This is a genomic window from Streptomyces sp. NBC_00986 (assembly GCF_045162565.1).
GTDB lineage: Bacteria > Actinomycetota > Actinomycetes > Streptomycetales > Streptomycetaceae > Streptomyces.
In genome coordinates this window covers 10,438,755-10,462,722 of the sequence record NZ_CP108733.1, presented here as the reverse complement: position 1 = coordinate 10,462,722, position 23,968 = coordinate 10,438,755, and the positions used below count along the sequence as shown (strand labels likewise).

The 23,968-nt window shown below is 71.3% G+C and carries 18 protein-coding genes and 1 pseudogene; 7 read left to right on the top strand and 12 right to left on the bottom strand.

The window, feature by feature from the left end; translation table 11 throughout:
* Positions 1-24: 24 nt before the first annotated feature.
* The 7 genes from OG504_RS47115 to OG504_RS47085 form a co-directional block, all read right to left on the bottom strand.
* Positions 25-321, bottom strand: coding sequence for a hypothetical protein (locus tag OG504_RS47115; protein WP_405995312.1), 297 nt, complete (start codon positions 319-321; stop codon positions 25-27).
* A 63-nt stretch (positions 322-384) separates the two neighbouring features.
* Positions 385-1,860, bottom strand: coding sequence for a carboxylesterase/lipase family protein (locus OG504_RS47110; protein WP_405995311.1), 1,476 nt, complete (start codon positions 1,858-1,860; stop codon positions 385-387).
* Complete coding sequence (locus OG504_RS47105; protein ID WP_405995310.1) at positions 1,857-2,768, bottom strand: MBL fold metallo-hydrolase; 912 nt, start codon at positions 2,766-2,768, stop codon at positions 1,857-1,859. The genes OG504_RS47110 and OG504_RS47105 overlap by 4 nt, the downstream gene beginning before the upstream one ends.
* Before the next feature lie 43 nt (positions 2,769-2,811).
* A complete protein-coding gene (locus OG504_RS47100) occupies positions 2,812-3,789 on the bottom strand; it encodes a hypothetical protein (RefSeq protein ID WP_405995309.1) in 978 nt (325 codons plus the stop codon).
* Between the two features lie 267 nt (positions 3,790-4,056).
* Complete coding sequence (locus OG504_RS47095; RefSeq protein WP_405995308.1) at positions 4,057-4,986, bottom strand: helix-turn-helix transcriptional regulator; 930 nt, start codon at positions 4,984-4,986, stop codon at positions 4,057-4,059.
* 192 nt (positions 4,987-5,178) lie between these two features.
* The gene (locus tag OG504_RS47090) at positions 5,179-6,168 is read right to left on the bottom strand and encodes an aldo/keto reductase (protein ID WP_405995307.1); all 990 of its coding nucleotides are present in this window, start codon (positions 6,166-6,168) and stop codon (positions 5,179-5,181) included.
* A 55-nt stretch (positions 6,169-6,223) separates the two neighbouring features.
* On the bottom strand, positions 6,224-7,447 hold the full coding sequence (locus OG504_RS47085) for a GNAT family N-acetyltransferase (protein ID WP_405995306.1): 1,224 nt from the start codon (positions 7,445-7,447) through the stop codon (positions 6,224-6,226).
* A 67-nt stretch (positions 7,448-7,514) separates the two neighbouring features.
* Here OG504_RS47085 and OG504_RS47080 point away from each other — a divergent pair, with 67 nt between their 5' ends.
* From OG504_RS47080 to OG504_RS47070, 3 genes are all read left to right on the top strand, one after another.
* The gene (locus tag OG504_RS47080) at positions 7,515-10,262 is read left to right on the top strand and encodes an ATP-binding protein (RefSeq protein WP_405995305.1); all 2,748 of its coding nucleotides are present in this window, start codon (positions 7,515-7,517) and stop codon (positions 10,260-10,262) included.
* A gap of 64 nt (positions 10,263-10,326) precedes the next feature.
* Positions 10,327-10,926 (top strand): hypothetical protein, encoded by a 600-nt coding sequence (locus OG504_RS47075; RefSeq protein ID WP_405995304.1) that lies wholly within the window; start codon positions 10,327-10,329, stop codon positions 10,924-10,926.
* Between the two features lie 160 nt (positions 10,927-11,086).
* Entirely contained in the window at positions 11,087-12,268 is a 1,182-nt protein-coding gene (locus tag OG504_RS47070) for a serine hydrolase domain-containing protein (RefSeq protein ID WP_405995303.1), read from the top strand.
* 30 nt (positions 12,269-12,298) lie between these two features.
* Here OG504_RS47070 and OG504_RS47065 read toward each other — a convergent pair whose 3' ends face one another.
* Positions 12,299-13,312 (bottom strand): LysR family transcriptional regulator, encoded by a 1,014-nt coding sequence (locus OG504_RS47065; protein WP_405995302.1) that lies wholly within the window; start codon positions 13,310-13,312, stop codon positions 12,299-12,301.
* Between the two features lie 293 nt (positions 13,313-13,605).
* Between OG504_RS47065 and OG504_RS47060 the strand changes: the two genes are divergently transcribed.
* Positions 13,606-14,283, top strand: coding sequence for a hypothetical protein (locus OG504_RS47060; RefSeq protein WP_405995301.1), 678 nt, complete (start codon positions 13,606-13,608; stop codon positions 14,281-14,283).
* A gap of 70 nt (positions 14,284-14,353) precedes the next feature.
* Here the strand turns inward: OG504_RS47060 and OG504_RS47055 are convergent, their stop codons facing one another.
* The gene (locus tag OG504_RS47055) at positions 14,354-15,280 is read right to left on the bottom strand and encodes a helix-turn-helix transcriptional regulator (RefSeq protein ID WP_405995300.1); all 927 of its coding nucleotides are present in this window, start codon (positions 15,278-15,280) and stop codon (positions 14,354-14,356) included.
* 134 nt (positions 15,281-15,414) lie between these two features.
* Between OG504_RS47055 and OG504_RS47050 the strand changes: the two genes are divergently transcribed.
* Complete coding sequence (locus tag OG504_RS47050) at positions 15,415-16,110, top strand: SDR family NAD(P)-dependent oxidoreductase (protein ID WP_405995299.1); 696 nt, start codon at positions 15,415-15,417, stop codon at positions 16,108-16,110.
* On the opposite strand, the pseudogene OG504_RS47045 reads toward OG504_RS47050, so the two are convergent.
* Positions 16,111-16,230: pseudogene (locus OG504_RS47045) on the bottom strand (pyruvate formate-lyase 1-activating enzyme); the annotation flags it as partial. It abuts the gene before it with no gap.
* 341 nt (positions 16,231-16,571) lie between these two features.
* Between OG504_RS47045 and OG504_RS47040 the strand changes: the two are divergent.
* Together OG504_RS47040 and OG504_RS47035 are read left to right on the top strand one after the other, a co-directional pair.
* Positions 16,572-19,223: a LuxR C-terminal-related transcriptional regulator gene (locus OG504_RS47040; RefSeq protein WP_405995298.1), complete on the top strand. Its 2,652-nt coding sequence runs from the start codon at positions 16,572-16,574 to the stop codon at positions 19,221-19,223.
* A gap of 339 nt (positions 19,224-19,562) precedes the next feature.
* The gene (locus OG504_RS47035; RefSeq protein ID WP_405995297.1) at positions 19,563-20,114 is read left to right on the top strand and encodes a hypothetical protein; all 552 of its coding nucleotides are present in this window, start codon (positions 19,563-19,565) and stop codon (positions 20,112-20,114) included.
* A gap of 313 nt (positions 20,115-20,427) precedes the next feature.
* Here OG504_RS47035 and gap read toward each other — a convergent pair whose 3' ends face one another.
* Together gap and OG504_RS47025 are read right to left on the bottom strand one after the other, a co-directional pair.
* Positions 20,428-21,441, bottom strand: a complete 1,014-nt coding sequence (gene gap / locus OG504_RS47030; RefSeq protein ID WP_405995296.1) for a type I glyceraldehyde-3-phosphate dehydrogenase — start codon at positions 21,439-21,441, stop codon at positions 20,428-20,430.
* Positions 21,442-21,484: 43 nt separating this feature from the next.
* Positions 21,485-23,866 (bottom strand): phosphoketolase, encoded by a 2,382-nt coding sequence (locus tag OG504_RS47025; RefSeq protein WP_405995295.1) that lies wholly within the window; start codon positions 23,864-23,866, stop codon positions 21,485-21,487.
* Positions 23,867-23,968: the final 102 nt, after the last annotated feature.

Genomic DNA, 23,968 nt, shown 5'->3' with positions numbered 1-23,968 from the left:
TCCGGTCGGCGGGGTGCTGGAGCCTTACGGGCTGACGGTCTGCCACGCCCGACAGCGGCCGTCCGCGTGCCCGGACGCGTCGTCGGCGTCGTTGTGCCAGTTGCCGGAGGGATCACAGTGCCAGTCGTTGCCGGAGGGGTCGCTGGGATCGGTACTGCCGGGGTGGCTGTACCCGTACCACGCGGATCCGGTCGACGACGAAGGTGCCGGCGGATCCGACGGAGTGAGCACCTGGGCGTCCGCCGTCCCTGCGAGCGAGGCCGTCATCAATGCGCCCAAGACCGCCCCGGCCCACCAGCCGCCGATCGTCCTGCTGTTCATCATGCTTCCTTCCGGTCGTCCGAGACACAACACGCAATATACGGACAAAACTGGAGATCACCTTCACCCCCGCTGTCTCGACATGCTCCACTCTTCGTCGATGACAGCGGTGGCGCGATCCGCGAGGTCGTAGCGGGTCCAACCCGGGTCGCCGTCACGGATGAACGCGGTCCACGCCGCGTGCGTGCGGTCCGCCAGGCCGGCCGGTGGACGGTGCGGGCCGAGCAGGGCGGTGTCGCCGTACAGGGCGGGCAGGTCGGTGCGGTGGAAGACGAACGGCAGTTCCACGCAGTGGCAGGCGCCGAGCGTGCCGCCGAACGCGGGTGAGCGCCAGGCGAACTCGTAGGCGAAGGTGCGGGCGCGCCGGTGGCGGGCGTGGGCGTCGGCGAGGAGTCGGCTGCCCTGGGTGAAGGTGTCCGTGATGAGTCGGCTCGCCAACTCGGGGGGCCGGTCGGTCGGTTGGGCGGTTCGGTACGCCGTGAGCCGTTCCCGGGGGTTGGTCAGGCGCCGTTCGGCGAGGGCGAGGAGTTGGGTCTCGGTCATGGGGGTGCCCGAGGGCACGGTGTAGAGGTTGGCCTCCTCACGGTTGGTGCCGATGAGCAGGTCCACGTCGGCGCCGTGACCGTCGTACACCGCGTCGGCGGGCTGTCGGTCCAGGGACCGGCCGTCGATGATGCATTTCACCGGGCTCTCGCCGAGTGACGTGTCGAGTGGACCGTCCGGTATGACGACGACCGGGCCGATCGCGCCGAGTGCCTCCGTCAGCCGCCGGTCGTCAACGGCGCCCAGGTCGGCGGGGGTTGCCCGGACGTTCAGCGCCTCGGCCACCGCCCGGGTGGTCAGCGCTGCCTGTTCCGCGCTGATCGCCGCCGTACCGCTGCCGCTCTGGCTGATGGCCCGGCTGAAGAGCCGTTCGCGCCGGGCGTGGGGGTTGGCGAGCAGTGCGGCGACGATCATCGCCCCGGCGGACTGGCCCGCGACGGTCACCTTGCCCGGGTCGCCGCCGAAGGCCGCCGCGTTCTCGGCCACCCAGCGGAGCGCGGCGACGACGTCGAGCAGTCCGCGGTTGGCCGGTGCTCCGGGAACGTCGAGCCAACCGGCGATCCCCAGACGGTAGTTGAGGGTGACGGTGATGATGCCGTCGCGGGCGAAGGACGACCCGTCGTAGAGCGGTGCCTGTCCCGTTCCCGAGATGAGGCCTCCGCCGTGCACGAAGACCAGCACCGGTAGCCCGCCCGAGGGGTCGGCGGGGGCGGTGACCGTCACGGTGAGGTAGCCGGGGTCCGGGATCCAGCCGGGGCCCAGCACCGGGGACAGGTCCAGGCCGCCGAAGCCGGAACGGGCTCGGGCAGGGGCGGTTCCACCGGGTACGGTCGCGTCCCGTACGCCGTCCCACCGTGCGACCGGGGCAGGCGCGGCGAACCGGGCGGGACCGGTGGGCGGGGCGGCGTAGGGGATCGACGCGAAGGTGCGTACGCCGGCGTGGAGTGTGCCGCGGACCGGTCCGCCCGTCGTACGGACGACCGGCGCGCCGCTCACACCCGCTCCCCGAACGGTGCCCACGACTGGACGGCGTACGACGAGCCGGTCCGCCGCAACCGTGCCCCCGAACCGCCCCGGAGATGCGCGGGAAAGACCAACGCGCCCTGATCGGCGGCCCGTTCCAGCACGCGCCGCCGGGACGCGCGGGCCGCGACCGGGTCCTCACAGAAGCAGCTGTTGGCGTCCGGCTCGACGAACTGCACCGGGTTGTGCAGCACATCGCCGACGAACACCGCCAGTTCACCGCCCGACCGCAGCGTGAGCACCGAGGAGCCCGGGGTGTGTCCCGGCGCGTACTCCAGACGCAGGGCGGCGTCGATGTCGTGCACGTCCTCCCACAGCAGGGCCTGGCCGGACTCCACGACCGGTGCCACGCTGTCGTCGAAGACGTTCGCGTTGGCCGCGGCCGTCCGGGCGGGACGGGAGCGTCGGGCGCTGTCCGGGTGCCAGAAGTCGTGGTCGGCGCGCGGGATCAGGTAGCGGGCGTTGGGGAACGTCGGTACCCAATTCCCGTCCACCAGGCGGGTGTTCCAGCCGACGTGGTCGGCGTGCAGATGGGTGTTGACCACCAGGTCGACGTCCTCCGGCTCGACGTCTGCGGCGGCCAGCCCGGTCAGGAAGTCGGTGCTGCGATGGTCGAACGCCGGTGTGGCCGGGCGGGACTTGTCGTTCCCGACGCCGGTGTCCACGAGGATCGTCGCGCCGCCGCTGCGCAGGACGAACGTCTGCATCCGGGTCATCAGGAGCCCCGCCTCCGGGTCCCAGTGGTCGGGGGCGAGCCAGGAGCGGTTGTCGTGCCACACGTGGGGGCTGATGTCCGTGAACATGACCGCCGGCGGGCGGGTGGGGGTCTCGAACTCCACCACGCGCGTCACCTCGACGTCCCCGAGGCCGAAGGAATCCACAGGATGTCCCCTCTCAAGTCTCAAGCCTCGACTCGCGGGACCTTCAGCGGAGTTCACGCAGACCGGCGACCAGGACATTGGGATCCTCGGCCGTGACGTAGGCGGCGTTCAGCACGTGGACAGTGGTGCCGCGCACTTCGATCGCGGTGGGGTTCTGCAGGCCGTCCGCCGCGGTCAGGACGGTGGCCCGGTGCCCGTCGGAACGGATACGGACGACGGTGTTGGTGTGGTTGAGGGCGGCGAGTATCTCGTCCCCGGCGCCGGTGAACGTGAAGTCGTCGACGGTGGTCAAACCGGTTGCCCTGACCTGGAGTTGACCCGGGCGGCCGCCCGGCAGGAAGGGGATGCGCAGGATGGTGCCGTCGTCCGTGTCGGACACCCACAGCGCGCCGTTGTGGATCTTCACGCCGTTGGCACCGGCGATGGCGGAGTAGGCGAGTTCGGGGGCGCTGAGCCAGGCGGTCGGGGTCCCGCCGGTGACGGGGACGGTCCAGATGGTGCCCCGTACGGAGTCGGCGATGTAGAGCCTGCCGGTGCGCCGGTCCAGGGCCATGCCGTTGGGCAGGCCGTCGGCGGGCAGGGCGGCGATGCGTTCCGGGGTCCCGTGCGGTCGCAGCCGCCATACGCCGGTCAGGTCCGAAGTGCCGGTCGCGTAAAGGAAGTAGAGGGTTCCGTCGTCGGCCCGGACGATGCCCATGGTGGGCGCGAAGTGCAGGACCGGCGTATTGACCCCGCCGTCGCCGGGCAGCGGCATGGTGGCCAGGATGTGCGTCCTGCCGTCGGTACCGACCCGGGCGACCTGCCGGGCCACCGAGAAGGTCACGTCGAGGCTGCCGTCGGGTTCCAGCACGCCGTTCTCCGGTGTCTGTCCCTCGGCCAGGTTGAAGTGCGCGGCGACATGGGCGACTTGGGCTGCCGTCCCGCCGGCTTGGGTCGCGGCGGCCGGCACCGAAGCGAACCCGAAGGTTCCGATCACGACGACCGCGACCGTCAGGGCACCCCCTGAGAGCTTCTTGTTCATGGTGTTCTCGTCCGTTCCGGCGCGCGGACATGGCGCGCCCAGGAGGTAGGTGCGGTGAGGTCGGTAACGGGGTGGGGTGCGGCGGGAGTTGGGGCGCGCGGGCGCGATGGCGGGACTCGTGTGGGCGCGTGCAGAGTCCACCGGCCGCGCGGCGGCTCCAGGAGCCCCGAGGGTCGCCGGTCACCGATCGCCGGTCACCGATCGCCGGTCACCGATCGCCGATCGCCGATCGCCGATCGCCGGTCAGGATGCTCCCAAAGCCAGGCTTCAGCGAGGGCTGTTGACGTCCGTCGGCCTGCGTTCCGCGGTTTCGGTGACTTCGGCGAGGTCGGTGCTCGGTGCCGTCGGGGTGTCAAGTCGAGCGAGAAGGGAGAGCGCCACAGCGGACGCGCTGTCGGCACCCGCCGTGGCCACGACGATGCGTTGGCCCTCTTCCTGGGGGACGTTCAGGGACTGCAGGTTGAGTTCCATGCGGCCGACGACCGGGTGGTGCATGCGGTACTCCGCGAGGGCCCACTTCCTGACCCCGTGCTCGGCCCACATCGTGGCGAACTCCGGGCTCTTCATGGTCAGTTCACCGATGAGCGAGGCCAGCCGGGGATCGTCGGGGTGCCGGCCGGCGGCGAGCCGGAGCTTGCCGACGACGTTCCTGGCTTTCTTCGGCCAGTCCACGAACAGGTCCCGGGTGTGCGCGTCCAGGAACACCAGCCGTGCCATGTTCGGGCGCAGATCGGGCTGTTCGGAGATCCGCGGGTCCAAGTGCCCGGCGAACAGGGCGTGTCCGGTGCGGTTCCAGGCCAGTACGTCGCTACGACGGCCGAGCACGAGCGCGGGTGTGTCGCCGAGCGCGTCGACCAACTGCCGTGTCGCGTCGCCGATCCGCTCCGGCGCGGGCCTGCGCCGGGTGGTGGTACGGCGTGGTGCGCCGGCCAGATCGTGCAGATGGGCGCGCTCGACCTCGTCGAGACCGAGGGCCCGGGCCAGCGCCTCCAGTACCTCGGGGGACGCGTTGAGCGAACTGCCCTGTTCCAGCCGCGTGTAGTAGGAGAGACCCACCCCGGCGAGCTGGGCCAGTTCGTCGCGGCGCAGACCGGGCACCCGACGGCGCTCCCCGAAATCCGGGAGCCCCACGTCCGCCGGCTGCAACTGGGCTCGGCGTGTCCTGAGGAACTCCCCCAACCGCGGCTTCTTGTTCATGCCCCGAGTATCCGCCAACGGGACGCCGGACAGCCTGCCCCTGACAAGGGCAGGCTACGAGCGGCCAACGCCGGAACACCCGCACCCGCCGACAGGACGCGATGTCGGCCCTTACCCGGATCAACCCACCTCTGAGGAAAGGGAGTTCGAGGAGAGCGGCGCAAGCCGGGACAGCGGGTACCGAGGGGTGATTCACCCTGCCGCGGGCAGCAAGGCTCGTTCGTCCAGCAGCCCCTCGCCCCGCAGGTCGGTCCAGAGTTCCGGTGGGACGGGTGCGGCGAACGCGGCGATGTCGCGCCGTACCTCCTGCACGGTGCGCATGCCGACCGCGATGCAGGCGACCGCGGGGTGGAGCAGTGGGAAGGCCATCGCGACCTGCGGGACCGTCACGCCGTGAGCCTCGCAGACGTCGGCGATCCGGTGAACCCGCGCCACCAGTTCGGGGCCGGCGACGCCGTAGTCGTACCGCGCCCCCGTAGTAGGCCGATCGGTGGCCAGGAGGCCGGAGTTGAAGACGGAGGCGGCGACCACCGACACCCCGTGCTCGGTGCAGGCAGGCAGCAGTTCGTCCAGGGCGCTGTGGTCCAGCAGGGTGTGACGACCGGAGAGCATCACCACGTCGGGGTCGGCCTCCCGTACCAGGCGGGTGAGTTGGCCGGGGTGGTACATGCCCGCGCCGATCGCCCCGACCGCCCCCTCGGCGCGCAGTTCGGCGAGCGCTGGGTAGCCGTGCCGCAGCGCCTCCTCGAAGTGCCGTTCGGCGTCGTGCAGATAGAGGACGTCGATCCGGTCGAGGCCGAGGCGGTCGAGGGAGTCCTCGACGCTGCGGCGGATGCCGTCGCGGGTGAAGTCCCATACCCGGCGGTGCGTGGCCGGGACGGCGAAGGACTCGTCCGTCCGCCCCTGCGGGTCCTGCGGTACGAGCAGCCGTCCGACCTTGGTGGACAGGGTGAACTCGGCCCGGGGCTTGCCGCGCAGCAGCTCTCCGATACGGCGTTCGGAGTGGCCGATGCCGTAGTGCGGTGACGTGTCGTAGTAGCGGATGCCCGATTCCCAGGCGGCGTCGAGGGCCCGGGCGGCGGTGGCGTCGTCCAGCGGTTCGAAGAGGCCGCCCAACGGGCCGCCGCCGAAGCCCAGTTGGGTGACCTCGACCTCGGTGTGGCCGAGCCTGTGGGTGTCCATGTGATTCTCCTTCGTGTGCGGGCTACGTGGAGTGGTCGCTGTGGGATGACCGCGCTCAGAAGGCGGGAAAGGCCCGGCCCGAGGGGTGGAACGGTGCACGCTCGCCGCGGAAGGCGAGCGAGGCGGCGGTGACCGCACCCGGCCGCAGTTCCTCGACGCGGCCCGCGGCGGCCAGCGACGACAGGGTGGTGCCGCCCAGATAGGCCGCGCCCAGTTCCGTGGAGGTCACTCTCAAGTCGGCCCGGGCCCGGGTGAGTTCACAGGTGACGGAGTCGCCGTCGGCCGACAGATGGTGACGTCCGGCGTTCCAGGGGCAGAACGTGTCCTGGACCTCCAGGACCAGATCCAGCGGGGTCGAGTAACGGCGGGCTGTCAGCGCCCGGTCGACGTCCACCAGGCGGACCCAGAGGTTGTCGGTCACCGTGGTGCGGGCCGCGCGCGGATCGGTCAGCAGATGCTTCAGCGGTTCGTCCACGGCACCGTCGTAGACGAGGCCGTCGTGCGCGTCGAGGTCGATGAGGAAGCGCCACAGGGCGGCGTACGACGGCCGGGAGGTGGCCGCGACCTCGATGACCTGCACCGACCCCGAGTTGGAGCGGTAGACGGCATAGCCGGTGGCCTCGCCGCCGGGCTCCAGATGGACGGCGAAGCGCAGCGCCGTGCCTCCGTCGCGTGCGCGTTCACCGTCGGCGAGCCGTGCCTCCCAGAACTTCTCCGTGCGGTCGACCCATCCGACGGAGGTGCCGCGCACGGACTCGTAGACCTTTTCCAGCAGCGGCCGGGCCTCCTCGCCGCCGAGCAGGCGGACCATCCCGTCGCCGAGGTCCGTGCCGGGGCGCAGGGACATGGCCCTCTTGTCGGCCCGGATCTCGGCGACGTGGCTGGCGGTGCCGTATCCGAAGCGGCCGTAGATCGTGGCTTCGGCGGCGTTGAGCGCGGCGACCGGTTCGCCGCCCGTGTCGTGCAGGCCGGTGAGCTGCTCGCGCATCATCGCGGTGAGGATGCCGCGCCGACGGTGGGTGGGCAGGACCGCGACCAGCGTGATGCCTGCGACGGGTGTCGCTCCGCCAGGAACCGTCATGACGCGGCCGTAGATCGATGCGCCGGCGGCGATCTCGTGGCCGTCGTAGGCGGCGATCGTGCGGTCGGGTTCGAGTGAGGAGGCGGCGTTCCGCAGGCCGCCCTCCTGCCAGTCCTGGCCGTAGGTCGTGGTGACCATGTGAGCCCACGCGTCGAGTTCGTGGGCGGCGATGGTGCGCAACGGGTAGGTCGTCGTCATGCGTCGAGCGTGGCCGGATAAACAGCTGCGGCACATCGGGCGATCTCCCTGTTTATATGCTGGCGGCGTGGTGGCGCAGCGGGTGGTCAGTCCGGTGTTGGTCGGCCGGAGCGAGGAGTTGGCGGGGCTGACGACGGCTCTGGACATGGCTGTTGAGCAGGGGCCGGCCGTGGCACTGGTCGCCGGGGAGGCCGGGATCGGCAAGTCGCGGCTGCTCGCCGAGTTCGCGCGGTCGCTGGACCCGGGGGTGCGGGTGGTCGGGGGCGTCTGCGCGGAACTGGGGCGTGACTCCGTGCCGTACGCGCCGTTCGTGACCGTCCTGCGCTCGCTGATCCGGGTCGAGGGCGTGACGCCGGGCCCCTACCGCCGGCTGGCCCACTGGTTCCCCGAACTCGGCGAGCCGGGCGACGACACCGAAGGCGGCAAACACCGGCTCTACGAGGAGGTGCTGACGCTCGTCGAACGGGTGGCCGCCGGCCGGCCTCTCGTCGTCTCGGTCGAGGACCTGCACTGGGCGGACACCGCCACCTGCGAACTGCTCGGCTTCCTGGCCAGGAACCTGACCCGGCCCGGGGTCCTCCTCGTGATCACCTACCGGCCGCCCGAAGCCGGACCGCTGCTCTCCGAACTCGCCCGCCGTCCGGGCACCGCCCGGCTGCGCCTCGGGCACCTCGACGAACGGGACGTGGGCCGTCAGCTGGCCGCCATCCTCGGCACCGAACCGGACCCGGCCACCGTGGCCCGCGTCCATCAACGCAGCGACGGCAACCCGCTGTTCGTCGAGGCACTCGCCCGCGCCGGTGAACGGACCCCGGACGACGTGCGCGATCTGCTGCTGGACGGCCCGCGGTCGCTGCGGAGCCCGGCTCGCGAGCTGCTGAGCCTCGCCTCCGTGGCGGGCGGGCGGGTCGGCCACCGCCTGCTGGCCGAGGTGGCAAAACAGGACGGGGTCGAGCTGGATGCCCTGCTGCGTGAGCTCGTCGACCGCAGCCTGCTGGTCACGGCCGGCGACGGCTACGCGTTTCGCCACGCCCTGATCCGGGACACGGTCTACGACGACCTGTTGCCCGGCGAGCGTGCGCGCCTGCACGCCCGCTACGCCGAGGCCCTGCGCGACGGCGATGCCCCGGCGGAGCTGGCCGCGCACGCCCACGCGGCCGGGGATCGCGGCCTCGCGCTGGCGGCCGCCTATCTGGCCGCCGGACAGGCACGCGGGTCGTACGCCTACGCCGAGCAGGTCCGTCTGCTCGGCACGGTCCTCGACCTGTGGGATCCGGAAGTCCCGCTGGGCGCCGACCGGATCGGCGTGCTGACCGACGCCGCCGAGGCCTGCATGCTCAGCGGCGACTACGCCCGCGGCGTCGAGTACGCCACCGCCGGGCTGGCGGCGGTGGACGAGCGGCGCGAGCCCGAGCGGGCCGCCCTGCTCCTTGAACACCGGGGCAGACTGCGGCACCGGCTGGACACCACCGGCAGCTCGGACTGGGAACACGCCCTGGAGCTGCTGCCGCCCGGCAGCCCCCAGCGGGGTCGGCTGCTCGGCGTACTGGCGATGGGCGTTCTTCCTGATGTGGACCGGGCCCGCGAGTCGTTCGAGGAAGCACTTGCCATCGGCCGGGCCACCGGTGACGCCACGGTCACCGTCCGCGGACTCCTGGGCGTCGGATCCATGACCAACGACCTCGGCATGCTGACCGAGGCCCGCGCGCTCGCCGAACGACTCGACAGCAACGACCTGTTGCTGACCGTGCCCATGTACGAGGCCATGCTCCACACCAGAGCGGGCGACCACCAGCGCACCATCGAGGTCGCCGGCGACGGGATCCGCCTCGCCCGCCGATACGGTCTTGCCCGCAGCCGGGGAGCCGAGCTCGCCCGCTACGCCGGAAGCGGCCTGATCCTGGCCGGCCGGTGGGACGAGGCAACCGCCGTACTGGAGGAGAGTCTCCAGGCGGACGCACCACCGCAGTCACGGCGGGGCTTGCGCGCCCTCGTCGGCTACCTGTCGCTGCTGCGCGGTGACCTGACGACGGCGGCCGAGGCGGCGGCAGCCATGGACCACCCCGACGCCACAAGCCTGTTCTTCCGCCATCGGCTGCTGTGCCTGCTCGCCGTGGCCCAGGGCGACCCGGAACGGGCCGACCTGCTCCTGGACCGGGCACTGACCGACCCCGCGCTCACCCGGATCCACAGCAGTGAAGCCCGGCCGGTCCTGGTCGCCGGCGCCCTGGTGCAACGGGCACGGCTGTCCACACGCGCCGACACGGAACTACGGCAGCGGGTAGCGGCCCGGCAGGCCCAACTCGCCGCGGCCGACACCGAGTTCGGCGTGGACGGGCCACTCGACCGAGCCTGGCAGACCATGCTCCGGGCGCTCGTCGAGGACGACGGCTGGGACCACGCGGTGACCTCCTGGCGTCAGCTGCGGCAGCCCTACGAACTGGCGCTCTGCCTGTTCCACAGCGCGCGCACCCTGCTGACCGCAGGCGACCGCCCCGGCGCCACGGCCCGCCTCAGAGAGGCCGCCCAGCTGGCCGAAGACCTGCGCGCCACACCGCTCGCCCGCCAGATCACCCAGCTCCTACGGCCGCGCCCCACCCAGGACGGCCTCACGGAACGCGAGCTCGAGGTCCTCCAGTTGATCGCCGAGGGCCTGAGCAACCGGCAGATCGCCGCCCGACTGCACATCTCGCCGAGTACGGCGGGCGTACACGTGTCCCACATCCTGACGAAACTGAGCGCGGCGACACGCACCGAGGCAGCGGCCGTCGCCTTCCGCGAAGGGCTGGCCGGGGCCCGCCGGGGTGACAGGTGACAAATGGGCAGGTGCGAGCGTTGCGATGCTCAAGACGTGCGGGGCGATATGGCGAGGGGTAAATGTGGGACTGATCTACGGCTACGACATTTACCTGCGCCCTCGGAATGTCGAGAGGGTGTTGGCCAATCTGGCCGAGCTGGCACCACCGGCCCGTGCCGTGCCGCCGCTTGAGATCATCCTGCCCGGCGGTGAGCGGCTCGTCCTCCCGTTCACGTCCCACTTCGAGAGCGCGCCGGTCGACTGCTCCACGAGCGGCACGCTCGACCTCGACACGTCCCTCACGTTCGACGCCGATGACGCACTGCGTGAGTACGCGCGGAAGAACGGTCCCGAACCCGGGGCGGACGGGCGTGTCCAGATCGGGTACGTCTACGCGCTGGTCCGGTTCGAGTCCGTTCCGCACCCTGGCTACGCGTCGCTGGAGTGCTGGGCCGCGACGTCGGAGATGAGCCGCTTGTTCGCGCGGTCGGCCAACGTCAGGAAGGTGTTCACCGACCTCGCCGCCGACAGCGGAGGAGTGTGCTGCCTGTTCGACACCGGCGACGGCGCCCCCGAGCAAGTGTGCCGGCTCGACGGCGAACCCACCCAGGAGACAGTCCCCGGTCCCCGCTTTCCAGATCGGCGAGCGCTTGCGGCGACCTGGCCCACCTCCGAGAAGTGAGCGTCGGTGCTCCTCCCGCCCCCAACTCCCCATGGATCCGCGGCACATGCCGGTCCCTGAGCCTGACTGCCGACGACCGGCGCTGAGGGGGCTGTCCCCCGTTCCGATCCTCGGGTATGCCGGATCGCGCCTCGTCGGCGGCCGGAACTAGCGTGCGGTCATGATTCCGACTCTGCGGAAGCACCTCGCCCTGGCCATCGGTGTCGCCACGCTGCTCACCGCCGAGATGACCACCGCCGTCGCTCAGCCCGAAGGTCCTTTCCCCACAAGGCAGTTGCGCCAGGACACCCGGGCGATCCATTCCCTCGGGGTCAGTGGTGTGCAGGCCCGCGTGATCGCGCCGGGCGGTCGACAGTCGGTGGCCACCAGCGGCACCGCCGACCTGAGCACCGGGCGACCGGTCCCCTCCGACGGGTACTTCCGTATGGCCAGCACGTCCAAGACGCTGGTGGCCACCGTGGTACTCCAGTTGGAGGCCGAGGGCAGGCTGTCCCTGGACGACACGGTCGACCACTGGCTGCCGGGAGTGGTGCGGGGCAACGGCAACGACGGCCGCCGGATCACCATCCGTCAACTGCTCCAGCACACCAGCGGGATCCACGACGACCTGCCCGGATACACCACACCGGAGGAGTACTACCGGCAGCGCTACGACGTCTACAGCCCCGAGCAGTTGGTCGCCCGCACCATGGCCCACGCGCCGGACTTCCCACCGGGCGAGGGCTGGAACTACTCCAACACCGGTTACGTCCTGCTCGACACCATCATCCGGAGGGCCACCGGGCGACCCGCCCACCAGGAGATCGAAGACCGCGTTCTCCGTCCGCTCGGCCTCAACCACACCCGGTGGGGCGGCACTTCACCCACCCTGCCCCGTCCGCACCCCCAGGCGTACCAACTCTTCGGCCCGGGTGCCCTGGTGGACGTCACGGACCAGGTACCCGTGGACCACGAGAACCTGTCGTTCGTCACGACGACGCGGGACGAGAACGTCCTGTTCCGCGCGTTGCTCGCGGGCCGACTGCTCCCGGCGCGCCAACTGACCGAGATGAAGCGGACCGTTCCCGTGAGCGCCGAGGTCCAACAGCTGTGGCCCGGCGGCCGATACGGCCTCGGCCTGGCCGAACGCCCCCTGAGCTGCGGAGGCACCTACTGGAGCCACGAGGGCGGAGACGGCGGCTACATCACCCTCAACGGCGTCACCGACGACGGCAGTCGAAGCGCGGTCGTCTCCATGTCCGAGGCCCGCGGCGACACCCTGGAACACATCCTCGCCCAGGAGAACGCGGCCAGTTCCTTGATCGACCACGCGCTGTGCGCCGGGGGTGCCGACGCCCTCTGAGCGGGAGCGTCGTCCTGATGCGCCGACCCGTCAGGGGTTTCGCGGAGTGCCAGCGCGGCGTGGCGCCGAGGACGGAGGCGGCTCGGTGGGGTCGTGAAGGGGCCGGACGACGATGTCACCCTTCGTCCGCCCAGTGACCGTCGCCGTCTCGGCGTGGTCACGCGCCGCCTGCTGCAACGCGTCCGCCACCGCCCGCGCGGCCGCTGCCGTGCCGGTGTGGCCGGTGCGGTAGAGGGTCCGGGTGATCTGGCTGCCCGTGATGGGCAGTGTCGTCACCGTCACCTGTTCCAACTGGGCCGCGAAGAAAGCGGGCAGCACCGCGGCGCCGAGCTGTCCGGCCAGCAGGGTCTGGACGGCGATCATGTGGTCGGCCAGGTGCTCCACCGACGGCAGGACCCCGTGGGTGCTCGCGAACCGGGCGAAGGCGCGTCCGCGGGCGGAGTGCGCGGGAGCGCTGATCCACGGCCGGCCGGAGAGCTCGGCAGCGGTCGCCGGCATCTCCCAGCCCGCCGGGACGACCACACGGTAGTCGTCCTCGCTCAGCACCTGCGCCCGCACCGAGGGCGGCAGGGCCGCGGCGGTGTCCCGGTCGTCGATGATGACCAGGACGTCCAGCTCCCCCAGCCTCAACTGCCGTAGGCCGTCGGGCAGTCCGGTCTCCACGAACCTCGGCTCGATCCGTGGGTACGACAGGGCCAGCAGGCGCAGTGCCCGGACCGCGAGGCGGGCCAGTACCCACGAGGTCGCTCCGATCGCCACCGGCCCCTGGGCGACTTGACGGTTTCCGGAGTCCAACTGCCGTGCCGCGGCGGCGAGTTCCCTGCCGATGCGCTCTCCGGTGGCGGCGAGCAGTCGTCCGGTCGCCGTGAGTTCCAGCCGCGGGCCCGAACGGTCGACCAGCGGTAGGCCCACTTCCCTTTCCAGGCTGGCCAGTTGCTGCGACACCGCCGAACGCGTGTGTCCCAGCACTCGTGCCGCCGGGGCGAGTCCGCCGCTCTGCGCGATCGCGTTGAGGACCAGCAGGCGTCTGGGGTCGAGGTCCATACGCGCGGTCTCCTCCGGGTCGTAGGACATCGCGCACGGGCAGTGCCGACGTACCGCAAGTATCCCTGTCGGATGAGTGCAAGCAGCACTGTACGACGGGGCTACCGGGTGGCCGCTCGGCTGCGAGACTTGCCGGTATCCCGAGGGCTTCGGCCACCACCTGCCGCGGCACAGCCATGCCCGAAGCCCGGTCATCTTCCGTCCCAAGGAGGCCGCACGTGGCCAGTTCCGCACTCCGGCGAGTTCGAGCGTCGGCTCCTCCGTGGCCGCGCCGGTCCGTTGTCGCCCTGACCGTGGCCGGCACTCTGCTGGGGCTGCCGCTGGTGGCGGGCTGCGGTTCGTCCAGCGGCTCGGCCGACGGTCATGCCTCCCCTGTCGCCGCGCGGAGTGGCGGTACCACCGACTCGGCCACCACCGGGAGCGCGGCTTCTGGCGGCGCCAGTGGTACCTCGTGGGTGCTGACCGCTCCGCAGGTCGCGGCCGGTTATCGGCAGGGGCAGCCGCCGTCGGACATGGTGCAGCGGTTCGACGCCGACACAAAGCAGAACGCCGCGCGTCTGGGTGTGTCCGGCACACATGTGCGCGCCTACTACGACGATCCGGCGGACGGTGCGTGGATCTTCTATGTGGGACTCACCGGCAGCGGCTACGACCCCGACCACCTGCACGACATCCTCGACCAGCTCCCAGCGGTCAGCGACGACGGTGCCGGGGACCGGATCACCACCAGCGCCATCGACGCCACGCCCGGCCCGCACGGCGGCCGGGCGATCTGCGACACCGTCCTGCTCCGCAACGGCCTGATCACCACGGCGGTCACCACCTGCTCCTGGTTCACCCCGACCACCGTCGCCGGCATCACGCTCGTCTCGAAAACCGACGGCACCAGCACCAAACTCGGCTTCACGGCCACCGATGTCGCCCCGATCATGCGCGCCGTACGCGCCCGGGTCGAGGTACGGCGGCAGTAACCGCGGTCCTGCGCGACCTGGGGAGACCGGGGTCGTGGTCGACGTGTGACCGGCCGAGCGTGGAACGGGCTCAGCCGGCGTCTGCGACCAGCCTGGTCAGCCGCTCGACGGTGTCGGGGTCCGCGGGGAGCAACACCTGCAGCCGGGTCGTCGAGTTGGGTGCGACCCAGGTGTTGGAGACAGTGAAGGTCATCCGGCCGATCGCCGGGTTGTCGATCCGGCGGAGCACTCCGGCGTCGACATCGCGGACGGAGTGCCGGTCCCACAGGTCGGCGAACTCCGAGGACTCCGCGCGCAGCCGCGAGACCAGCGCCTTCCAGCGGCCGTCGTCGACGTGCTCGGCCATCGCGACGCGAAGGTTCGCGACCTGGCGAGCCGCGACCTGCTCCCAGTCGACGACGCGCTCGCGCCAGCGAGGCTCGGTGAAGGTGAGCCACACGCAGTTGCGTTGCGCGATGGGCACCTCGTCGAGGTCGGTGATCAGCAGGCGCATCGCGCTGTTGTAGGCGAGCAGGTCGAACTTGCCGTTCTGGACGCAGCCGGGGTAGGGGTCGAGCTTGTCCAGCACGGCGTGCAGTTCGGCGCTCACCGCGTTGCACTCCACGACCACCGCGTCGTCCGCGGCGCCGGCGAGCCGGTAGAGGTGGTGGCGCTCGTCGTGGTCCAGGCGCAGCGTGCGGGCGAGCGCGTTGAGCACCTGTGGCGAGGGGCGTACGTCGCGGGCCTGCTCCAGGGCCGTGTACCAGGTGACGCTCATCCCGGCGTGCTGAGCGACTTCCTCCCTGCGCAGACCGGGGGTACGCCGCCGCGTGTTCGCCACGAGACCGAGCTCGCTCGGCGACATGCGCTCGCGCCGGCTGCGCAGGAAGACGGCGAGCTCTCGGCGCCGGACGGCCGCGCCGTCGGAGTCGCCGCGACTCCGGAGACCGATGGCATCACCGGAACCGGGCGACGGGTCGACCGGCTCCTCGGGCCGCGGCACGGTGTACACAACCATCAGGATCCTCCGGGGGCCGACCACCCCCAGGCAGTCCGGAAACTAGCATCAGCAGTGACTTGATACCACTCTTGAGCTCCGGAACGATACGGCCATCGGCCTTGTGCACCCTGCTCTGAAGGAGCCCTTCCACCGTGTCCGCCGTTACGCCCCCCTCGCCGCATCCCGCTGACGCACGCCACCTGCTCGTGATCGGTGCCGGCCCCGGCATCGGCGCCGCCACCGCCCGCCGCTTCGCCCGCGACGGCTACCGGGTGACCCTGGCCGCCCGGGACCGGGACAAGCTCGAGGAGCTCGCCGGCGACCTGCGCAGGACCGGGGCCGAGGTGGCCGTCGTGCGCGTCGACGCGGCCGACCCCGGGGAGCTGCGCGAGGCGTTGATCTCGCTCTACGCGGCCCCGAACCCGCCCGGCGTCGTGCTGTACAACGCTGCCCGGCTGACGCCCGACGACCTCCTGTCGGCCGCGCCCGAGGACCTGCTGGGCGCCTACACCGTGAACGTCGTCGGCGGGGTGGTGACCGCCCAGGTCGCGGTGCCGGCGATGCGGGCCGCGGGCGGTGGCACGTTGCTGTTCACCGGTGGCGGTCTGGCCGATCAGCCGCACCCGAACCTCGCCACACTGTCCCTGGGCAAGCTGGGGCTGCGCGGGGTCGCGAACCTGCTGGGCACCCAGCTGGCCGACGACGGCATCCGGGTCCTCACCCTCACCGTCAACGGAGCGGTCGAGCCGGGCACTCCGTTCGACCCCGAGCACATCGCCGAGCGGTACCGGCGGGCCGTCGACGAGGCCAAGCCGGGTTTCACCGACGAGCATTTCAACGGGGCCTGAGCCGTCCCGCACGTGCCAGGTGTCCGGGGCGGCGCAGCACAAGCAGCACAGGCAGCGCAACGGGCAGCAGGTGACGGAGCGGACGAACCGGGGCCCGGGGCCGTCCACGCCGGTGGACAGGTCCCGGCGGAGCGGTCGGTCATCGTGCTGATGGAATGTTCGGACGCACGTTCCGCGGCTGTCGGCACTTCGGCCACGACGGGTTCGGCCCAAGCCCCCACGATCCGAGGTTCCTTGATCGTGCCGACCGGCGGAACCACGACCTCGGCCTGTCGTTCTCCCCGCAACCTGATGCTGCGGGCCACTCCCCGTCGCCCTCGACAATGGCTTGAACTCCAGCCGATGCACGCGTTGTGAACTGATGTGATGGTGCCGAGCGGCATATGACGGGTGCGTGAGTACTGCCCCAGTGGTACTGATCGGGCGGGCCTGCGTGTCCTGCCCTGCCGGGGGGAGCCGGGGTGCGGGATTGGGCTGGGCGTTGGCCGTTGATGGGCCGTGGGCCGGAGTTGGAGTACTTCGGCGCCGCCCTGGCGGACCGGGAATGTCGCGGGTTCGTGGTGGGCGGGGCCGCCGGGGTGGGCAAGTCGCGGCTGGCGGAGGAGTGCCTGGAGCGGGCCGCGGCTGCCGGCTTCCGGGTGGGGCGGGCCACCGCGAATGTCGCCGCGGGTGCCGTGCCGTTGGGAGCGATCGCCCATCTGCTGCCGGTCGGGGTCGACTTGACCGACCCCGTCGCCGGATTCGCCGCCGTGGCACGGGAGTTGACCTCCGGACCCGGGCGGCAGTGGGTGCTGTTCGTCGACGACATGCATCTGCTGGACGCCGCGTCCGCCGTACTGCTGCGGCAGTTGATGGACACCGGCGCGCTGCTGCTGATCGGCACCGTGCGCACCGGTGAGCCGTACGGGGAGGCGGTCGCGGCTCTGCGGTGCGGGGACGCGGTGTACCGGGTCGATCTGACCGTGCTGAGCCCGGAGCAGGTGGAAGCGCTGGTGCAGGCGGCGCTCGGGAGACCGGTCGCCCGAAGAACCCTGCACAAGCTGTCGGCCGCCAGCAGTGGCAACGTGCTCTACCTGCGTGAACTCGTCCTCGGTGCACTGGCCGCCGGGAACCTGACAGAGGACGGGGAGATCTGGGACCTGGTCGACGACCGATTACCGGGAACCGCGCGGCTCACCGAGATGATCGGTGCGAGGCTGGCCGCCGTTGGCCCCGCAGGGCGCCCCGTGCTCGAACTCCTGGCGCTGTGCGAGCCGTTGCCCCTGGCGGACGCCGAAGCCCTCGCCCCGCCGCAGGTGACGGAGGCCCTGGAACAGGCGGGGCTGATCCGCGTCGACCAGGACCGGAGACGTACCACCGTCTCGCTCGCCCATCCCCTCTACGGCGAGGTGCTGCGCGCCGGGCTGCCGGTCCTGCGCCGCCGCGCCCTGCTCCTGGACCAGGCCGCCCGTGTGCAGGCGCGCGGCGCCCGGCGCCGTGGCGACCTGCTGCTCATCGCCAGCTGGAGACTGGCCGCGACCGGCACCGCCGACCCGGCCCTGCTCGCCCAGGCCGCCGTACTGGCCCGCCACGCCCACGACTTGCCCCAGACCGTCACCCTCCTCGAAGCCCTGCCCGAGAAGCACCGGACCACCGCCACCGATCTGCGGCTCGGCGAGGCCCTGTTCGAGCTGGGCCGCTGGGACCGGGCCGAGGCGACGCTCGCCCGGGCCGACGCCCTCGCCGCCGACGAGCAGGACAAGCTCGCGGTCGCCCTGGTCCGCACGACGAGCCTGTTGTGGAGCAACGCCCCCGTCGCCGAGGCACTCGCGGTCAACGACGCCGCCCGCGCCCAGCTCAGCAGCCCGGCCGACCGCCACAAGCTCACGGTCAACGAGGGTTTCCTGCGGATCGTCGGTGGCCGGCCGGTCGAGGGCCTGGCCCTGCTGGAAGATCTGGAGACCGACGTCGGCGACGCCCCCGACCTCAACGCCTGGCTGCGCGGCGCCTGGATGAAACCCGCCGCGCTGGCCCTGGTGGGCCGCACCGCCGAGGCCACCACCTGGGCCCGGCGCGCCCACGACGCGCACCGGCGGGTCCAGCAACACGCCCTCGCCTCCCACCCCGCCTTCCAACGCGTCCCGCTCGTCCTCGCACTCACCGAAGCCGGTCTCCCGGCGTCCGAGGCCTGCCGGGAGGGCGAGCAGGCCTACGCCGAACTCACCGCCGCCGGTTCCCCCGTGCGGATCTGGCTGGCCGTCCTCCTCGGCCGTGCACACTGGCTGGCGGGACACCCCGCGACCGCCCGCCGCTGGTGGGCCGAGGCCGCCACCGTCTCGCGCGGCATCGACCACGCCATGGCGCTGCGCCTGGTGCTCGCCGGTCTCGCCGCCTGCGCGGCCGTACTGGGCGACCTGGACGCGGCCGGGACGGCGCTGGCCGAGCACCGCGCCCTGCCGCCGGTGGAACCCGGCCTGCTGTCCGCCGGGGAGGAACTCCTGGGCGAGGCCTGGCTGTTGGCCGCCCACGGACAGTTGGCGCGGGCCCGGTCGGTGCTCACCACGGCCGCCGCCCTCGCCCGTGACTCCGGTCATGTCACCAGCGAGGCGCTGCTGCTGACCGACGTTGCCCGGCTCGGCGGAGCCAGGGAGGTCACCGGTCGGCTGACCGCGCTCACCCTGACCTGCGACGGACAACTCGCCCCGATCCGATCCCAGTTGGCGGCAGCGCTGGCCGCCGACGACCCCGAACTGCTCCTCCGAGCCTCCGACGCCTGCCTGTCCGTCGGCGCGGACCTGCTCGCCGCCGAGGCGGCCACCGCCGCCGCGACCGCCTGGCGCAGGGCGAACGGGTCCCGCCGCGCCGCCGCGGCCGACCGGCGGGCCGCCGCCGCCCGGGCCCGCTGCGAGGGCGCCCGCACACCGTTGCTGACCACCGCTCACGCCACGGCCGCGCTCACCGCCCGCGAACGCGAGATCGCCCTGCTCGCCGCCGCCGGCAACACCAGCAAGGACATCGCCCAGGTCCTGGCCCTGTCGGTACGCACCGTCGACAACCACCTCCAGCACTCCTACGCCAAACTCGGCGTCACCGCCCGACACGAACTCGCCCAGTCCCTCGGGGTGGTTGAGTAACGGTTACTCATCCCCTGCCGAGGCAGCGCGGGCACTCTGTCCCACGGCGGCAACGTTGTCGCCCGATCACCCAGTTCTCGTCATCGGGGGACGACTGCATGGGAATGAGAAAGATCGACGCACGCGTGACACTGCCCGGCCGTACCGCCTACGCCGTTGCCGCGCCGCTCGGCGCAAGCCACATCGCATGCCGCCTCAGCCCCGATCCACGGATCTTGAACAGTGCTCGCCACGCCGCGCCCGGGTTGAGCAATGGCTGCTCATGCTCTGACACGTCGTTACGGGCACTCTCCGAGTGAGCACGACAAAGATCATCTGTTTCCGCCAGGAGGAGAAGACATGAACAGACGCAGACCGGTCGGCATGTTGCTGGCCGGCATGACGACAATCGCGGCCGGCTTAGGCCTGGCGGGGGCGGGAACAGCGCAGGCCGCCCCGGCCGAACCTGCCGCCGTTGCCGCAGCCGCCCGCACCCCCTTGTTCCTCTGGTGGAACGCGGCGCGCGGCGACAACTTCACCAGTGGCAACGCCGCCGAAGAGCAGAGCGCCATAGCCGCCAACTACTCGCTCGCCAGACAGGAGGGATCGGCCCTGGCAACCCAGGATCCGGGCACGGTTCCCCTGTATCTGTTCTGGAGCGACAGCCGGGAAGACAACTTCAGCACGGCGACAACCGCGGGCATCGACTCTGCGCACGCCGCCGGCTACACCCTCGCCGGGATCGAGGCCTACGTCTACACATCACAGGTGAGCGGTACCGTGCCGCTCTACCAGTTCTGGAACGGCGCGCTCGGGGACAACTTCGTCACCGCGACCCAGGCGGGGATCAACTCGGCGTTCGCCGCCGGCTACAGCCTGGTCCGAGTCGAGGGCTACGTATACCCGGTCTGACCGCGGAACCGGGCGTTTCGCTGGAGTGCACCGGGGTCCGGACGCCCTGTAGCAGCAACTGCGTACGGCCACCACCCGAAAGGGGTGGTGGCCGTACGCAGTTGCTGGACTGGCCCTTCATGACCACCCGTCCGTCGGCGGGCCACAAGGAGGGTGCCGATACCGCGGTGGTGCAGGCCGTCGGCGACCGCGATGCCGCCGGCTCACGGTGGCGCCGTCCCCGGGCAGGGCATGGACGGTGGGTCGGCGGGGCCTTTCGGCCCTCGCGAACCCGCCGTACAGGCCCACCACATGGGGCCTCTCTCGGTCGTGCTCAGTCGTCGGCGACCAGTGCCGTCAGGTCGAGGAGGCGGTTGGTGTAGCCCCACTCGTTGTCGTACCAGCCGAAGACCTTGGCCAGGGTGCCGTGCGCCTGGGTGAGGGCCGGGTCGAAGACGCACGACGAGGGGTCGCCGATCACGTCGCGGGAGACGATCGGGGCCTTCGACACGCGGAGGATGCCGTTGAGCGGGCCCTCGGCGGCCTCGTCGAAGACCGCGTTGATCTCCTCGGTCGTCACCTCGCGGCGCAGCACGACGGCGAGGTCGGTGAGCGAACCGTCCTCCACCGGCACGCGCACCGCGATGCCGTCCAGGGCACCCGCCAACTCCGGCAGCACCAGGCCGACGGCACGCGCGGCGCCGGTGCTGGTCGGGATGATGCTCAACGCCGCCGAGCGGGCCCGGCGCAGGTCCTTGTGCGGACTGTCCAGCAGGGACTGGTCGTTGGTGTAGCCGTGGATGGTGGTCATCATGCCGCGCTCGATGCCGAAGGCGTCGTGCAGCACCTTGACCATCGGCGCGACGCAGTTGGTGGTGCAGGACGCGGCCGAGACGATCCGGTCGCGGTGCCGGTCGTAGGTGTCGTCGTTGACGCCCATCACGATGGTGGCGTCCGCGTTCTTGCCGGGCGCGGACAACAGCACGGTGTGGGCGCCCGCCTTCAGGTGCAGCGCGGCCGAGTCGCGGTCGCGGAAACGGCCGGTGGACTCGACGACGACGCTCACGCCGTAGTCGGACCAGTGCAGGGCGGCCGGGTCGCGTTCGGCGCTGACGGCGATGCGTTTGCCGTCGACGGTGATCGAGCTGTCGTCGTGGCTCACCTCGCGTCCGATGCGGCCGAACGTCGAGTCGTACTCCAGGAGATGGGCGAGGGTGGCGGGCGAGGTGATGTCGTTGATCGCGACCACCTCGACGTCCTGGGTCCCCGCCTCGGCGCGGTCCAGTGCCGCGCGCAGATAGGTGCGGCCTATCCGGCCGAAGCCGTTGATGCCGACGCGTACGGTCATGGCGGTGAACTCCTTTGCAGAGCAGCGATGTTGTGGGGTGAGGTCAGGCGTCCCAGGTCCAGTCGGCGACTTCGGGCAGGTCGGTGCCGTGCTCGCGGATCCAGGCGTGGTGGCGGGTACGGGCGTCGGCCATCTGCTGACGTACGGCGGCGGCGCGTACCGCGAGGCCGGGGACACGGTCGATGACGTCCATGACCAGGCGGTAGCGGTCGAGGTCGTTGCGGACGACCATGTCGAACGGCGTGGTCGTGGTGCCGGACTCCTTGTAGCCGCGGACGTGCAGGTTGGCGTGGCCGGTGCGGCGGTAGGCGAGGCGGTGGATGAGCCACGGGTAGCCGTGGTAGGCGAAGATGACCGGCTTGTCGGTGGTGAACAGGCCGTCGTACTCGAAGTCGCTCATGCCGTGCGGGTGTTCGTCGCGGGGCATGAGCCTCGTCATGTCGACGACGTTGACGACGCGGACGGCGAGGTCGGGCAGGTGGCGGCGCAGCAACTGGGCGGCGGCCAGCACCTCCAGGGTCGGAACATCGCCGGCGCAGGCGAGGACGACGTCGGGTTCGCCGCCGTTCTCGGTACCGGCCCACTCCCAGATCCCGGCGCCGCGTGCGCAGTGGGCGCGGGCCTGGTCCATGGAGAGCCAGTCGAAGCAGGGCTGCTTGCCGGCGACGACCACGTTGACGTAGTCGCGGCTGCGCAGGACGTGATCGGCCACCGAGAGAAGGGTGTTGGCGTCCGGCGGGAGGTAGACCCGGACGACCTCGGGGCTCTTGTTGAGGACGTGGTCGACGAAGCCGGGGTCCTGGTGCGAGAAGCCGTTGTGGTCCTGGCGCCAGACATGGGACGTCAGAAGGTAGTTGAGGGAGGCGATGGGTGCCCGCCACGCCAACTCCCTCGATGTCTTGAGCCACTTGATGTGCTGGTTGACCATCGAGTCGACGATGTGCACGAACGCTTCGTAGCAGGAGAACAGTCCGTGCCGGCCGGTGAGGAGATAGCCCTCCAGCCAGCCCTGGCAGGTGTGTTCGGAGAGGATCTCCATCACGCGTCCGTGCCGGTCCAAATGCTCGTCGACCGGGAGGAGTTGGGCCTGCCAGGCCTTGCCGCTGGCGTTGAAGACGGCCTGGAGGCGGTTGGAGGCGGTCTCGTCGGGGCCCACGAGGCGGAAGTCACGGCTCGCCGAGGTGTCATGCATGACCTGTTCCAGCAGGTCGCCCAGGATCCGGGTCGGCTCGTGCAGGGTCGTGCCCGGCTTCTCGACCGGGACGGCGAAACGGTCCAGGGACGGGACCGGCAGGTCCCGTACGAGGAGACCGCCGTTGGCGTACGGGCTGGAGCCGAGGCGCTTGGTGCCCTCGGGGAGGCAGGCGAGGACGTCCGCGACGGGACGGCCCTCGGCGCCGAACAGCTTCTCCGGATGGTAGGAGCGGAGCCACGCCTCCAACTGCCGTAGGTGCTCCGGGTTTTCGCGCACCTCGGACAGCGGGACCTGGTGCGCGCGCCAGGTTCCCTCGACCGGGACGCCGTCGACCTCGGCCGGACCGGTCCAGCCCTTGGGCCTACGCAGCACGATCATTGGCCAGTGCACCCGCTCACTCACGCCGTCCTCGCGGGCGGACTGCTGCATCACGGCGATGCGGTCCAGCGCGTCGTCGAACGCGGCGGCCATCGCACGGTGCACCGTGAGCGGGTCGTCGCCGGTGACGTGGATCGGATCGTGGCCGTAGCCGCGCAGCAGTTCGTCGAGTTCGGACTCGGGGAGGCGGGACAGCACGGTCGGGTTGGCGATCTTGTAGCCGTTGAGATGCAGGATCGGCAGGACGGCGCCGTCGTGGACCGGGTCGAGGAACTTGTTGGAGTGCCAGGCCGCGGCCAGCGGGCCGGTCTCCGCCTCCCCGTCGCCGATCACGCAGGCGACCAGGAGGTCCGGGTGGTCGAAGGCGGCGCCGTAGGCATGCGCGAGCGAGTAGCCGAGCTCGCCGCCCTCGTGGATCGATCCGGGTGTCTCGGGTGCCACATGGCTCGGCACGCCACCGGGGAAGGAGAACTGCTTGAAGAGCCGCTCCATGCCCGCCCCGTCGCGCGAGACGTTCGGGTAGGTCTCGCTGTAACTGCCCTCCAGCCAGGAGTTGGCGAGTACGGACGGGCCGCCGTGGCCGGGTCCCCACACGCACAGCGCGTCCAGGTCACGTGCCTTGATCACCCGGTTGAGGTGGGTGTAGACGAGGTTGAGGCCGGGCGAGGTACCCCAGTGGCCGAGCAACCGGGGCTTGATGTGCTCAGGTCGGAGGGGTTCGGTGAGCAGGGCGTTCGCCATCAGGTAGATCTGGCCTGCGGCAAGGTAGTTGGCGGCTCGCCAGTGGGCGTCCAGGGTGCGCAGTTCGTCGTCGGAAAGTCCGGTCGCGTCCGGGTGTTCGGCCTTGTTCATCAGTGGCTCCGGGAGTCATCGGCGTGGGCAAGGGCGGGAGAAACGGCATGGCGGGCAAAGGGCTGCGAGGCTGCCGTACAGGGGACAACTGCGTTGCTTACG

Coding starts and splice junctions, on each gene's coding strand:
- OG504_RS47115 (WP_405995312.1), bottom strand. CDS start 321: ATGAACAGCAGGACGATCGGCGGCTGGTGGGCCGGGGCGGTCTTGGGC.
- OG504_RS47025 (WP_405995295.1), bottom strand. CDS start 23,866: ATGAACAAGGCCGAACACCCGGACGCGACCGGACTTTCCGACGACGAA.
- gap (WP_405995296.1), bottom strand. CDS start 21,441: ATGACCGTACGCGTCGGCATCAACGGCTTCGGCCGGATAGGCCGCACC.
- OG504_RS47065 (WP_405995302.1), bottom strand. CDS start 13,312: ATGGACCTCGACCCCAGACGCCTGCTGGTCCTCAACGCGATCGCGCAG.
- OG504_RS47095 (WP_405995308.1), bottom strand. CDS start 4,986: ATGAACAAGAAGCCGCGGTTGGGGGAGTTCCTCAGGACACGCCGAGCC.
- OG504_RS47035 (WP_405995297.1), top strand. CDS start 19,563: ATGAACAGACGCAGACCGGTCGGCATGTTGCTGGCCGGCATGACGACA.
- OG504_RS47085 (WP_405995306.1), bottom strand. CDS start 7,447: ATGACGACGACCTACCCGTTGCGCACCATCGCCGCCCACGAACTCGAC.
- OG504_RS47055 (WP_405995300.1), bottom strand. CDS start 15,280: ATGGTTGTGTACACCGTGCCGCGGCCCGAGGAGCCGGTCGACCCGTCG.
- OG504_RS47100 (WP_405995309.1), bottom strand. CDS start 3,789: ATGAACAAGAAGCTCTCAGGGGGTGCCCTGACGGTCGCGGTCGTCGTG.
- OG504_RS47070 (WP_405995303.1), top strand. CDS start 11,087: ATGATTCCGACTCTGCGGAAGCACCTCGCCCTGGCCATCGGTGTCGCC.
- OG504_RS47090 (WP_405995307.1), bottom strand. CDS start 6,168: ATGGACACCCACAGGCTCGGCCACACCGAGGTCGAGGTCACCCAACTG.